The organism is Planktothricoides sp. SR001 (genome assembly GCF_001276715.1).
GTDB lineage: Bacteria > Cyanobacteriota > Cyanobacteriia > Cyanobacteriales > Laspinemataceae > Planktothricoides > Planktothricoides raciborskii.
In genome coordinates this window covers 93,522-106,803 of sequence record NZ_LIUQ01000011.1, presented here as the reverse complement: position 1 = coordinate 106,803, position 13,282 = coordinate 93,522, and the positions used below count along the sequence as shown (strand labels likewise).

Here is a 13,282-nt window from a genome sequence, read left to right as displayed (position 1 = left end):
AATTCAGCAACCCATGAAACAAATGAAAATTCTACATATCATTCATCAGTTATCGCGAGGAGGGGCAACCCGGTCAGCGATCGCGATCGCCAAATACTCTGCCCATCTTGGTAATTTTCAGCATCATGTAATTTCTTTGCAACCTTGTGCCGATTCGTTGCCTTTAGAATTAGCCCAAGCAGGGGGAATGACTGTCATCAACTGCCCAGATAAATCTCAACGCGATCGCGAAATTGCCAGCGCCGATATTGTCCATATTCATTTTTGGAATAATCCCGATCTTTATGACCTGCTTACGTCAGAACTGCCCCCCTGTCGCTTGCTGATTTGGTTTCATATTGCTGGTGAATACCCACCCCACATCATCACCCAGGAATTAGTAGAATATGCAGATTTTGCCATTCCTTGTAATCCTTATACCGCTGAACTTCCCGTATTTCAGAATCTCTCACCAGAGGTAAGACTGGAGAAAATTGGCATGGTTTATGATGCCGCAGACTTTGCCAGAGTTGAAAATATCCAAACCAAACCTCACGACACATTTAATGTCGGTTATATTGGCACTGTGTATTTTACCAAAATGCACCCGAATTATGTGCCAATGAGTGCTAAAATTGAGATTCCCAATGTGAAGTTTATCGTCTGTGGTGGCAGAACAATTGAAGCTTATCTCAAACAACAAGCCCAAGACCTTGGGGCTTTAGCAAAGTTTGACTTTCGGGGGTATGTAGATGATATTAAATCAGTCATAGAAATATTAGATGTTTATGGCTATCCCCTTTGTGAAGATACTTATGCTGCTGCGGAGTTAAATTTACAAGAGGTAATGTATGCCGGAATCCCCCCGGTGGTCTTTCCTTATGGCGGGGTAAAACGCCTGATTGTCGATAACTTTACTGGGTTAATTGTTGACAGTGAATTAGAATATAAACAAGCGATAGAATATCTTTATCATCATCCTGAAGAACGGCAAAGATTAGGTCAAAATGCGCGGGTTTATGCTCAACAAATTTTTGGGGCAGAAAATGCTGCCAAGCAAATAAATCCCATTTACGATCGCCTGCTAAAATTACCGAAAGCCAAGAAACCCGGTTTTTTGAAAAAACCGGGTTTCTCCGGTTTCTCCACTGGCAGTTTGCTGCAACAACCCGTGACTTTTGACGACTTAATCGGCGATCCTTTTAAACCCTCTGGGGCTGAATTATTTATCAAATCTCTTGGGCAAACTGCTCCCCAATTTAACACGAGCATGACTTCAGATGATATTCAAGAACTTTTTGACAGCGATCGCCAAATTTCTGAATCATCAAAATTAATTTATACCTTGGGTGGAGGCGGACTATTAGATTATCAAGCCTTCTATCCCAATGATGGTTACTTGCGGTTATGGGCTGGATTAGTCCGACAACGGCTAGGACAATATGAGCAAGCACTTGCTGACTTATTAGCGGCCATTAATTTAGGCTGTAATCATTGGCGAGTTAGCTGGTACATTGCTCAAATTGCCGAAAAAGTAAACAATATTCAATTAGCGGAAAACTCTCTGAAAACCGTGCTGCAAGCAGTCCCAGATTTTGCCCCAGCCCAAGCAATTTTGCCGCGAATTAAATCCTTAAAAAATTCTATTTATTCTGCTTATGGAGAACTCACTCAGATAGATCCGCAAAATATTACCAACTTCCAGCAAACGCGGCAAAAACTAGCGCAACAATGGTTGGTCATCAGTGATGCTCAACTGGAAACGGCTTATAGTGAAGTTATGGGTAAAATACATCAAACAATAATGAACAGTCGAATCAAAAATGAGCCGATCGCCGAATCAGAACAGCCATTTGTCAAGCAATTAATTGACAATATTGCTCAAGGATTAGGGCAACCCCAAGGTATCCAATCACTCTTGGCAGTCATGCTTTACACGCGATCGCATCAATTGCCGTCACGGTGGTATGAAAATGCGCCGATTCCCCAATGGCTGTTAAACGATTTTGTCAATTTTTTAATCGACTATCCCGAACTGTTCAACCAAATTGGTGAAACCACTGATTATGCCAACTATATGCAGGGATTAGTGGATTATCTCCATCAGCGCATATTCAGCAATCAAAAATCAACGATTTGGCAAAATATAGCTCGTCTATTCACCCAAAATGTGAATCTGGTTCCCTTATACTTTAATGCCCTAAATATCAAGGATATCATTATCAAAACTAGCGAGATTAATGAGTTTGCCCTAAGTGAAGCATATCAGCTAGATTACTGTTTCCCTGAACGACCCCAGCGGCCAAAAATTCGCGTTGGTATTCTGAAAAGCAATTTCCAAGCATCGACGGAAACTTTTGCCACTTTGCCGGTTTTTGAATATCTCGATCGCAGCCAATTTGAAGTAATTCTTTATGCCAATCATTTTAAAAATCAGCCCCTCGAACAGTATTGCCAGAGTCGATGCGATGCTAGAGTAAAACTGCCAGAAAATATCCATGACCAAGTAAAACAAATCCGGTCTGATGACTTAGATATTTTATTCATTGGCATGAATGTCATAACTCGTTTGCGGGAAAGAGGGTTACTAGAAATGCATCGTCTAGCCCGCGTACAAATCACCTCATTCTGTTCTCCCATCACCACCCGTATGCGGCATATCGACTATTATATTGCCGGGGAATTAACCGCACCAGCGCCAACTTATCAAGACCAATATCGCGAACGCTTAGTAAATATTCCGGGGTCGGGAATTTGTTTCCGTTTCCCCACAGAACATCCCCCAGCCACCGTCAAACCAGACCGGCAAAGTTGGGGGGCAACCAGTGAATCGATTGTATTTATCTCTGGGGCAAATTTCCACAAAATTGTACCCGAACTCCGGGAAACTTGGGCTAAAATTATCGCCGCAGTCCCGAATTCTATATTAGTATTATATCCCTTTGGTCCAGCATGGAATCCGAATTATCCCACGATTCCTTTTATTAATCTGATGCGGGCGGTATTTAGCAAATATGGCATCGATTCTAACCGTCTGGTGTTCATTAATACTTTACCCAGTCCGACGGATATTAAAGAATGTCTGAAAATTGCGGATATTTATCTGGACTCCTACCCTTATGCGGGCGCAACTTCTTTAATTGATCCCTTAGAAATCGGTTTACCTCCCATTGTTTGGGAAGGGAATACTCTGCGATCGCGCCAAGGTTCCGCATTGCTACACGAACTGCAAGTTCCCCAACTAATTGCTAACAGCGAAACAGCTTACATTAACTTAGCTGTCACCTTAGCAAATAGCCGACAATTGCGTCAGCAATACCGGCAGCAAATTCAGCAAAAAATGCAAAACCAACCCCCATTTTTGGATAGTCGCAGCTATTCGGCTAAAATGGGCAACCTATTTCACCAGCTTTTCCAAACATGGCAGGAAAAACAAAAATCTGTCCAGGTAGAATCTCTGAATTTAGGGTCTAATCCGTTACTCCAAGATGTCACCACAACAGAATTTATTAACCGGGCGATCGGTTGTGCCAATCTCTATTATATTGACCCTACCGATCAATCAATTATCGAGGAATTGCGGCAAATTCGCCGACAAATAGCCGAATTTTGGTTAAATACCGCACCGGAACAACTGCAACATTTCTACCAAAGTAATTTGGGGCAAGCTTATCAAAAATTAGTCAACAGTCAGATGCAAAAAGAACCCCTGACCTCAATGGAACAAACTTTTGTTCAACAATTAGCCAATGAACTGATGCTGGGGATGAAGTCCCCCAAAGCAATTAATTATCTTCTCGCAGCCCAACTCTACCGACCCGTTCAGATCCCGCCAAATACTCAAGGAATTCCTGATTGGCTGGTTTTATAGCGTTTTTTGCTTTCTGGAGATAATCTGGACTTAGAAGCAGATAATCTGGACATAAATAGATCGCCCCACCCTAGCTTTATCCCGATTAAAAATAGGCTAATGGTGGGGTTTTTCTGGAATTCATCAATCAGTTCAACGGGGCTATTGTTTTTATTTGAGAAGGGAGGGCGCTGTAAAGAAATTTGTTTATGAATATCAAAATTATCTGTCGTTAACCAGCCCATCCCCTTTTACTATTACGATGTAGTTAAATGACATATCCGCAATTTGAGTCACCAAGGCTAAAGAGGCACAAAGATTAACTGAGAGCTTTACAGAAAATCATCTTTTATCTTTTATCTTTGCTCATCCGCTACTCATATTTACTATTGCGATGTAGTTACTGCAAAAGTAGCTAAAGCCTTTGAAGGTTTGATTTATCCCAGCTATATTACTATTACGATGTAAAAAGAGAGACCAAACAAATGAGCAACCCAGACAGCACCCCAACCCATATCGGCACAACCGAAGCCGCCCACTACCTAGGTATTTCCACCGTCAGACTCCGCATCCTGCTCCAACAAGGCCGAGTCAAAGGCGCCGAAAAACAAGGCCGCGTTTGGATTATCCCCTTATTTAACGGAATGCCCGTTATCGAAGAACGCGGCAAAGGTCCCAAAGGCACCTGGTACAAGCGCCGCCGGGAAGCGGAAACCTGTATTCTAGTGAACCGGCAAATTATCGGCAAAAACGCCAAAGAAAATCAGAACGAGCCGCCGATTGTGGTCAAAGAAGGCAAAAACCAACACGAATGCCACGAACTAGAAATTAATGGCCCCTGTCGGATTGTGTACACTCCCCACGAAACAGGCCCCTGCGGTGCTCGCCTGTGGATTGAAGCAGCGGCTCATGTACCCTTAGTAAGAAAGATTTTTGCCGCCTATCAGCCAGTAAATCAACCGACGAAAGCGGTTTTTGAGCTTTGATGATTTGAGAGACTCTTTATACTTTCTCTTTGGCTGGGGGAACAATGCCCCGCTGATTTAAGGTTGCATCGATTTCTTGAAGTAATTGAAAGTCTTCTTCTGGCAAAGGATAAGTATTACTATTAAACGCTCCTGCACTAATTGCTGGATACTTTTCTAGGAAAGAAAATGCTTGACGAAATTGCTGGGGAGTCGCTTCTATGGGCGCTTGTAAATGGCAGGGAATAATCCGTTCAAATTGCCAGAGAGCGACTTTACTTGCCCAGTTTAAAGTTTCTTTTGGTGCGCGGTTAAGGATAAGGGTCTGAAGAATTGGGGCAACAAAGAGATGACCATTACCTCGCAAGGCTTCAAACGATCGCATCCAACCCGGTTGCCACTGAAACGGATATAAGCCAAAGTAATTTTTCCGAGAGCGATCGCTTGCTTGTCGGGCATCTTTTAGCATGGGGTTCCATTCCATTACATCGAGCACATTAGGACGGAAATAAAAAGCAAACAAAGTAATTCTTTGCCATCCTTTGCGGCGATTTTCTGGGGTATCTTTGATGATATCTGCCGAACTATCTTTAGCATGGAATAACAACGGATAAGGATCGAGTTGTGCGATCGCCGGAGGATCTGCGGGCACCGAAACCACCGTATCCGTAACTAATAAAGTGCGCGATCGCTTATGGAAAAAAGCCACCTCTCCAAAGCGACCAGTCCCCAAATTAATCGGCCCCAATATCTCATAATCAAACTCATCGGCAAACGGAGTTTGACTACTATTTTCGGGCAAAACTTGCGTGCGGTTACGGGGAAACCCCAACCAACTCAGGGGCAAATTCAGGGGAAAACTCCACTGATTTGGGGCCACATATATTTGTGCGGTGGGAAAACGACGAGCAAACGGCCCCACAAACACCTTATGTTCTAATCCCGAAACTGTGGGCAGAATAATATATTTTACTGGACCATATTTTGCCACCAACTCCTGCATCAAACTCACACATTCACGAGTCGGCGCCACGGGAGCATAAACCAACAAACCCCCTTGTGCCAACCGGACTACGGTCATCCGAATGGGCACCACCACATAAAAAATCCCCTGAAGTTGGTCAAAAGTCCAAATCGTATCTTGAATAACTTCTTTGCGAATTGTCCGCCGCTGACCATAAGGATACAGTGGCACCAACGGCCACCAGGGCCAAGAAATATCCCTGGAATCACTAAATTCTAGTTGTGGATTTTGCGCCTTATGGTTAATTCCCGCCACTTCCTGACCCCCTGCAGACTTGCTATCTATCGACTCTGGAGTTTAGCAAATTTTGGTCTATTCTGTATATTTTCCTCGCAAGGGCGAAGCATTCCGGTAGGGGCGAAGCATTCCGGTAGTGTACGGGCGTGATCTTTCCGGCAGATAATTGATTGCTTGGAATATTGTAGGGGCGAATGGCCATTCGCCCCTACTGCCGGAATGCTTCGCCCCTACTGTTGGATGAATTTTTGTAAATTGTATAATTTATTTATCATACAAACATTAAATTTTCGTAAAAATTTCGTAGGGGCGAAGCATTCCGGCAGTCTATTTAATATTACCAACCATAACCTATATACCGGAATGCTTCGCCCTTGCCTGCTTCAGGGCGGCGTTGCATTCCGGTATATAAGTTAATGTTTCCAGCGGATACGATCTGCCGGAATGCTTCGCCCCTACTGTTGGATGAATTTTTGTAAATTGTATAATTTATTTATCATGGAAACATTGTTTTTAGCTTGGCAAGATCCACTGAGCCGTTCCTGGTTTCCCATTGGTCGGCTAACCTTTGATGGAAATTGGTATCAGTTTCTTTACACTTATGGCGCGAAATATGCCGAAGAAAATTGTAAATTTCTGCCACTTCATTCATTTCCAGAACTAACCAGAGAATATAAATCTTTTGGTTTATTTCCCTTCTTTGCTAACCGCTTGATGCGTCCTTCTCGCCCGGAATATAGGAATTATCTTGAATGGCTGAATATTCCCGAACATCAAGACGATCCAATGGTCATTTTTTCTCGGAATGGTGGCCGTAAAGCCACCGATACTTTTGAGATTTTTCCCTGCCCTAAGCCCGATGAAAATGGACTTTATCACATCCATTTCTTTGCTCATGGCTTACGGTATTTACCCAAAGGATCCGTGGAAAGAATTAGTGAATTGCAACCTAATGAACTGTTGTATTTAGCGAATGAATTCCAAAATCCTTACGACTCTCGCGCTTTATTGCTATGTACCAGAGACCACCATATTGTCGGTTATTGTCCTCGGTATTTAGTGGCAGATGCCCTGGAACTTGTGCGAGAAAAGCCAGAGTTAGTAAATGTACAAGTTGAGCGAGTTAACCCAGCACCAACCCCCCTGCATTTTCGCTTATTGTGCAACATGACCGCTGAATGGCCAGAAAAATTTATTCCTTTCTCTGGAAAAGAATATCAACCCATTCTATCGGAGGTATGGGAACAGCGATAGCGCATCCGCAACGGGAGAGCGATCGCACCGAGTCTCAGTTACTTATTTAAACGGATATCCGCTAAAATAAGCCTTTAAAGAGCGATCGCCCTCCGCGATCGCTTCGCTAACGCGCATCTGGCGTCAGCTAAAATCGACCAATAACTCAGATCGCACGTCAAGTAACCAGAGATACATCTATGCCTAATCTATCTCTTCCCTATCCCGAAGACTTACTGATTACTTCGGGCAAATCACCCCAAGCTTTAGAAGCTGAATATTTTTACTGGCAGTCAAATTGTTTGAATTACGCCGGTTATCTCTGGGCAAAGCCGCTGAGTTTTGCCATAAGAACAAACTGCAATTTATGTACGAACTCGGACGTTTACAAGTTCCGGTAATTAACCTGGCCGATGACCAAATTGCTGAGGAATTGCGTGATGATTAATTGCCAAATTTTTTTACCACAGAGACACAGAGAAACACAGAGAAACAGCGATCGTCAGGATCAAGAATTATAATTAGGGACTTGAATAAATCCCATCCCAACTTGATTAAAATGATCGTCTCACGTCAAAATAAAGGTAATTCCATATTCTTTCATTACCACCATTGAGGATAAGTCCGTAAATGAACTTCGTGGTTTGTCTATATAATATTTACTACGCAGTGAACAGGTTTTTGCAAATCGTGCTTCATTGATAAAAATTTGATGAAATTTCTGATTTTCAAAACTTTTAAATAGGGTTTGCATAGCCTGATTTGCTTGATCTAATCAAGATTGATTCATTTCTCGATCGCAGTTTTGGGCTAGAGTGCCATGATCTACTTGACCGATGAAGTCTGCCAGAGGATCGGTCATGGTGTTTTCTGAAGGTTGGTTCACCTGATTAATAAATTGTAGAACTTGGTTCAGTTGTGGCTCGGAGAGGTGACTAATTTTTTTTAATATTTCTTGACGGATTTCAGTGGTGGTCATGGTTTTTATGGGTTTTTACTGTTCTCTTCAATTATATATAGCGAGTATGTAGGGTGGGCAAAATTTTGCCCACCCTACCGATGGGGTCTTGGAGTTTATCAAATAATTTTTGTCATTATTTTCCCTATCTTCTTCTCTGTGTCCTCTGTGTCTCTGTGGTGAATTTTTAAGGCATCAACTCCAAAACAATCCCCACCCGACTATCATCATCCCCGTCAGCAATTTGCCATTGTAAATCCGTGGCTAACCGCACATTCCGACTCACCGCATAGCCCACGGAAAAACTAGCCAAACCCACCGACTCATCCCCACCAATCCCCACTTGACTATAACCCAGAGAAATATCCCCGGCGCCGCCACGGGATAAAGCCAACATCAACCTGCCACCAACTTCTAACCCATTGGTAGAATAAGCTTCAGTTTCTAAATGGCGATAGCCTACCACTGGGGCAATATTCACATAGTTACCCAAGGGTAATAAATAGTAACGCAATTGGGCGCCAGCGGAGGTGCGATCGCCATTCCCACTTGCCTGATAATCTCCGCTTACCGTCAGACCTGTGCCACCCAAAAACAAATCCTCCACTCCCACATTAAACCCACTGGCATCATCAGTCGAAGGAAACTGAGAATATCCCGCCCGGACTCTGGTGCGAAAACTCGGATCGGAGCGAATATCTTTTAACACATCCGGCACTTCCTGTAACCAGCGCTGCAACACCGGACTTTCCTCAATAATTTCTGGGCTTAAATCCAAATCTGCGGGATTAATTTGGGAAGAGCGATCGCCCTGACCCCAAACTGGCATCAGGTGACAGCCTAAACCCAACAAACTACCGACCAATCCCAGACCTAACTTTTGTAATAGCATTCTAATTATTAATTTAAGCGATAAATATCCCCCAGGTGGGGTTCGGAGAGGCGCAAGCATTGCGCCCCTACATAAAATAACGATTTTTCTTCTTAAGCGGTTTCAAAACCCCTGCAAGAATAGCTTCTTAAGAGAGGCTCTCATGCGATCGCAATAATAGCAAGGCGATCGCCTTACATCAACACACCCCAAATCCCCAAATCCCCAAATCCCCAAATAAAAACGGCCCTGGTAAAACCAGGGCCGATAACACGAAACAACAGAGGAGCGAAAACGAAAACAGAAACTTACTTAACGAACAACTCCCTGGGCAGTAGCAGCATCCAAAGGCTTCATCAGATAAAGCCGCAGCAGTTGCCAGCCCATAGAAACAAACAAGGGGAGTTTTTGGAAGAACTGCAAAAACTTCGGAGTGTTGGAATTTGCAATTTCAGCTAGTTTAGCATTATTTGCCGCACAAATATCCAGCCGCTGATAAAATTCTGGATCGTTCACATTCAGCATCACCGGGAACACCCGACCAGCGGTTTCATTGGTTTTCTCGATCACGTGAATATCGTACTCGCGAGCATTCAAACCAATGGAAGCATAGAAATCAGCCCGTTGCAAGTCATTCAGGTACATAGTGACAAACACGGACAGCAAGAAGAAGCGGCACCACAGTTTAGCTTTCCAGTCATTTAAAATACTGGGCTGAGACTTCATAATCGCATCAAAGAAATCTCCGTGGCGGTTTTCATCCTGACACCAGTTTTCAAACCAGCGGAAAATCGGATAAATCCGGTTTTCGGGATGGGATTCTAAATGACGATAAATGGTGATATAACGCCAGTAACCAATTTTTTCCGACAGGTAGGTGGCGTAGAAAATGAATTTTGGCTTAAAGAAGGTGTAATTCTTGCTTTTGGTCAAAAAGCCTAGATCCAACTGTAAGTTGAAATCGGACATAGCTTTATTCAAGAAGCCAGCGTGACGAGCTTCGTCCCGAGACATCAGGTTAAAGCATTCCGCTAACACGGGGCTTTTGTCTTTAAGACGACGACCCAGTTCTTTGTATAGGAGGAACCCGGAAAACTCAGCGGTACAAGAACGCTCCAGAAATTCGATAAATAACCGGCGAGTGTCTCCATCAATATGATCGAAGGATTGATTAAATTCCTCATCCCGCACGAAGTGATGACGGTTATAGTCGGCGCGGAATTCTTCAAGGATAGCTTGCAGTTCATCCTCATTCGGTGAGATGTCCATTTTTTCCATCTCATCGAAGTCAGTGGTATAGAAGCGGGGGGTGAGGATGGTGTCCTTAGCAGGGATTTTGACCCCAGGTCTGAGTTCTTCAAAGGACGCTGGTTTTTTGAGGGAATCTACCATAGATCGATTTCTTGAGAAAATTTTTCAATGAATAACGGACAGAAACTGTGCAGGCGGATCCATCCAGTTCCGACTGAATGGATCTGACTCATGCTTTCCCGTTGAGGGCAAGGGGCGTTTAGGATTTCCCCGGTAATCTAGGGTTAAAGGATTGATTAATAAAAATCATTCCTAGTCTAGACTAAGGGTTCCTTTACCCCATCCGCATCTCCCCAATCCGCAGGAACGGAATTTGTTCGGATATTTATGAGAGCAGTATTTGCTAATAAGTTCCAGTGTATCAGTGCTTCTTGGACTAAGATACGACAAAATCGTTAAGATTCACAACAGTTTGTAAAGTTATGTAAAGAAACACGCAGTAAATCTTTATATAGGGCGTATATAAGGCGGGAAATACTGATTACCGAAATATTCAGGATGTTGATGTACGGTTTCCGCGACTTAGCACTCAGTGCCAGAGAGTGCTAAATTTTCTATTTGGAAAGCTACACAGTAAGAATCTATGGCTAAAATTGTTGCATTTGATGAAGAGTCTCGGCGATCGCTGGAAAAAGGAATTAACGCTTTAGCTGATGCGGTGCGGATTACGATGGGGCCGAGAGGACGGAATGTAGTTCTAGAGAAAAAATTTGGCGCCCCACAGATTGTCAATGATGGGATTACCATTGCCAAAGAAATCGATCTAGAAGATCCTCTGGAAAATACCGGCGCCAAGCTAATTCAAGAAGTCGCTGCCAAGACTAAAGATGTAGCTGGAGATGGCACCACCACCGCTACGGTTTTAGCCCAGGCCATGATTCGCGAAGGGTTAAAAATTGTGGCCGCAGGCGCCAACCCCGTGTCAGTCAGACGGGGGATTGAAAAAACTGTAGCCAAGCTAGTGGAAGAAATCAAGGCGATCGCCAAACCCGTAGAAGGGGCTGCGATCGCTCAGGTAGCCACAGTTTCCGCTGGCAACGACGAAGAAATTGGTCAGATGATTGCCGAAGCAATGGACAAAGTGACCAAAGACGGAGTAATCACCGCCGAAGAATCCAAATCTTTGACCACGGAATTAGAAGTAGTCGAAGGGATGCAAATCGATCGCGGCTATATTTCTCCCTACTTTGTCACCGACAACGAACGGATGGTAGTGGAATTTGAAAATCCCCTAATCCTGATTGCTGACAAAAAAATTAGCTCCATCCAAGACCTCGTAGGCATTCTAGAAAAAGTTGCCCGCCAAGGCAAACCCTTATTAATCATTGCCGAAGACGTAGACGGGGAAGCCCTAGCTACCTTAGTGGTAAATAAAGCTCGCGGAGTCTTAAATATCGCCGCCATCAAATCTCCTGGATTTGGCGAACGCCGCAAAGCCATGCTGCAAGACATTGCCATCCTCACCAGCGGGCAATTAATTTCTGAAGAAATTGGCCTCAGCTTAGATACCGCCACCGTGGATATGCTGGGTACTGCCCGCAAAATCACCATTAGCAAAGACAACACCACCATCGTGGCTGAACCCGATGCCAAAACCAAGGGTGAAATTGCCAAACGGATCGAGCAACTGCGGAAAGAATTAAGCAGAACCGATTCCGACTACGACAAAGAAAAACTGCAAGAACGGATTGCCAAACTTGCCGGTGGTGTAGCGGTCATTAAAGTCGGCGCACCCACGGAAACCGAACTCAAAGAACGCAAACTGCGGATTGAAGACGCCCTCAACGCCACCAAAGCCGCTGTAGAAGAAGGTATTGTCCCTGGTGGTGGCACCACTTTACTGCACTTAATTCGGAAAATCGATGCAATTAAGGCTGATTTCAATGCGGAAGAAAAACTCGGCGCTCAAATCCTGCAAAAAGCCTTAGAAGCACCCGTGCGTCAGATTGCCGAAAATGCTGGGGTTGAAGGTTCGGTGATTGTGGAGAAAGTCCGCGAAAGCGCTTTCAACGTTGGCTACAACGCCATTACCGGCAAATTTGAGGATATGATTGCCGTGGGAATCATCGACCCGGCGAAAGTCGTTCGTTCTTCCTTACAAAATGCTGCTTCGATCGCCAGCATGGTCTTGACTACGGAAGCTTTAGTCGTTGAAAAACCAGAACCCCCGTCTCGGATGCCCGCAGGGGATCCAATGGGCGGCATGGGCGGCATGGGCGGCATGGGCGGCATGGGCGGCATGGGCGGCATGGGCATGATGTAGTTCAATGGGATGCCATCAATCTTTAATAAAGAGAAACAGAGAGAGGCGAAAACCATTAAGTCGGTTCTTGATGGAAAGGTGATGGATCGAGACGTAAATGGCGCTCGCGGGATATTCTTGCGGGCTTTGGTAGATACGCCCTGGATGCGTGAGCATCTTGCATTTGTTAATGAAAGTTAGCAAAAAGGTATCGGTAGAGAGAATATAGAGATTGATGGCACCTCGCTGCTCATTTATCAAGATGCAGAAAGATGTGGATAAAACCTCTGCATCATAACTGCTTGATGCGTACCCGGCTGTATTAGGATATACCAAGGGAGATGTTCTATTGTGTCTTCAGTTCAATATCTCTTATAGGGCAACTCTGAGACTGTTGACGAAAGTTTTAGTGAGAGAAAAGCTTTCTGTTTAACAGTTAACGGCCAACGATGAATGAAAACCAGCAGCTTGTCCTAAAGGACAAGCTGCTTTTTTATGGGGAGCGGGGTGTGGGGTGTGGGGGTGCGGGGGTGCGGGGGTGCGGGGCAAGAGAAGTGAAAAGTCGTAGGGGCTTTCTGGCCATAAGGCCTGACGGATTATGCTTCGCAAGGA

The 13,282-nt window shown here is 44.3% G+C and carries 10 protein-coding genes; 5 read left to right on the top strand and 5 right to left on the bottom strand.

Annotated elements, in window-relative coordinates; genetic code table 11:
* Nucleotides 1-22: 22 nt before the first annotated feature.
* Complete coding sequence (locus AM228_RS09010; protein WP_190879865.1) at nt 23-3,850, top strand: glycosyltransferase; 3,828 nt, start codon at nt 23-25, stop codon at nt 3,848-3,850.
* A 464-nt stretch (nt 3,851-4,314) separates the two neighbouring features.
* Nucleotides 4,315-4,815, top strand: a complete 501-nt coding sequence (locus AM228_RS09000; protein ID WP_054465786.1) for a helix-turn-helix domain-containing protein — start codon at nt 4,315-4,317, stop codon at nt 4,813-4,815.
* 16 nt (nt 4,816-4,831) lie between these two features.
* On the opposite strand, the gene AM228_RS08995 is transcribed toward AM228_RS09000, so the two are convergent.
* Nucleotides 4,832-6,064, bottom strand: coding sequence for a DUF4336 domain-containing protein (locus tag AM228_RS08995; protein WP_190879899.1), 1,233 nt, complete (start codon nt 6,062-6,064; stop codon nt 4,832-4,834).
* 489 nt (nt 6,065-6,553) lie between these two features.
* Here AM228_RS08995 and AM228_RS08990 point away from each other — a divergent pair, with 489 nt between their 5' ends.
* Both AM228_RS08990 and AM228_RS34120 read left to right on the top strand, forming a co-directional pair.
* Nucleotides 6,554-7,309, top strand: coding sequence for an HIRAN domain-containing protein (locus AM228_RS08990; RefSeq protein WP_054465824.1), 756 nt, complete (start codon nt 6,554-6,556; stop codon nt 7,307-7,309).
* A 256-nt stretch (nt 7,310-7,565) separates the two neighbouring features.
* Nucleotides 7,566-7,736, top strand: a complete 171-nt coding sequence (locus AM228_RS34120) for a UPF0175 family protein (protein WP_322096575.1) — start codon at nt 7,566-7,568, stop codon at nt 7,734-7,736.
* A 327-nt stretch (nt 7,737-8,063) separates the two neighbouring features.
* On the opposite strand, the gene AM228_RS08975 is transcribed toward AM228_RS34120, so the two are convergent.
* From AM228_RS08975 to acsF, 3 genes are all read right to left on the bottom strand, one after another.
* Nucleotides 8,064-8,267, bottom strand: a complete 204-nt coding sequence (locus AM228_RS08975; RefSeq protein WP_054465783.1) for a hypothetical protein — start codon at nt 8,265-8,267, stop codon at nt 8,064-8,066.
* Nucleotides 8,268-8,433: 166 nt separating this feature from the next.
* Nucleotides 8,434-9,138 (bottom strand): hypothetical protein, encoded by a 705-nt coding sequence (locus AM228_RS08970; RefSeq protein WP_054465782.1) that lies wholly within the window; start codon nt 9,136-9,138, stop codon nt 8,434-8,436.
* 291 nt (nt 9,139-9,429) lie between these two features.
* The gene (acsF, locus tag AM228_RS08965) at nt 9,430-10,509 is read right to left on the bottom strand and encodes a magnesium-protoporphyrin IX monomethyl ester (oxidative) cyclase (RefSeq protein ID WP_054465781.1); all 1,080 of its coding nucleotides are present in this window, start codon (nt 10,507-10,509) and stop codon (nt 9,430-9,432) included.
* 502 nt (nt 10,510-11,011) lie between these two features.
* Between acsF and groL the strand changes: the two genes are divergently transcribed.
* Nucleotides 11,012-12,691 (top strand): chaperonin GroEL, encoded by a 1,680-nt coding sequence (gene groL / locus AM228_RS08960; protein WP_054465780.1) that lies wholly within the window; start codon nt 11,012-11,014, stop codon nt 12,689-12,691.
* 408 nt (nt 12,692-13,099) lie between these two features.
* Here groL and AM228_RS35045 read toward each other — a convergent pair.
* Nucleotides 13,100-13,282, bottom strand: a 183-nt coding sequence (locus tag AM228_RS35045) for a hypothetical protein (RefSeq protein ID WP_231636714.1), incomplete at its 5' end; no start/stop codon positions are given.

What these genes read in the sequence shown, in the direction of transcription:
- AM228_RS09010 (WP_190879865.1), top strand. Translation starts at nt 23, where the DNA reads ATGAAAATTCTACATATCATTCATCAGTTATCGCGAGGAGGGGCAACC.
- AM228_RS09000 (WP_054465786.1), top strand. Translation starts at nt 4,315, where the DNA reads ATGAGCAACCCAGACAGCACCCCAACCCATATCGGCACAACCGAAGCC.
- AM228_RS08990 (WP_054465824.1), top strand. Translation starts at nt 6,554, where the DNA reads ATGGAAACATTGTTTTTAGCTTGGCAAGATCCACTGAGCCGTTCCTGG.
- AM228_RS08975 (WP_054465783.1), bottom strand. Translation starts at nt 8,267, where the DNA reads ATGACCACCACTGAAATCCGTCAAGAAATATTAAAAAAAATTAGTCAC.
- AM228_RS08970 (WP_054465782.1), bottom strand. Translation starts at nt 9,138, where the DNA reads ATGCTATTACAAAAGTTAGGTCTGGGATTGGTCGGTAGTTTGTTGGGT.
- acsF (WP_054465781.1), bottom strand. Translation starts at nt 10,509, where the DNA reads ATGGTAGATTCCCTCAAAAAACCAGCGTCCTTTGAAGAACTCAGACCT.
- groL (WP_054465780.1), top strand. Translation starts at nt 11,012, where the DNA reads ATGGCTAAAATTGTTGCATTTGATGAAGAGTCTCGGCGATCGCTGGAA.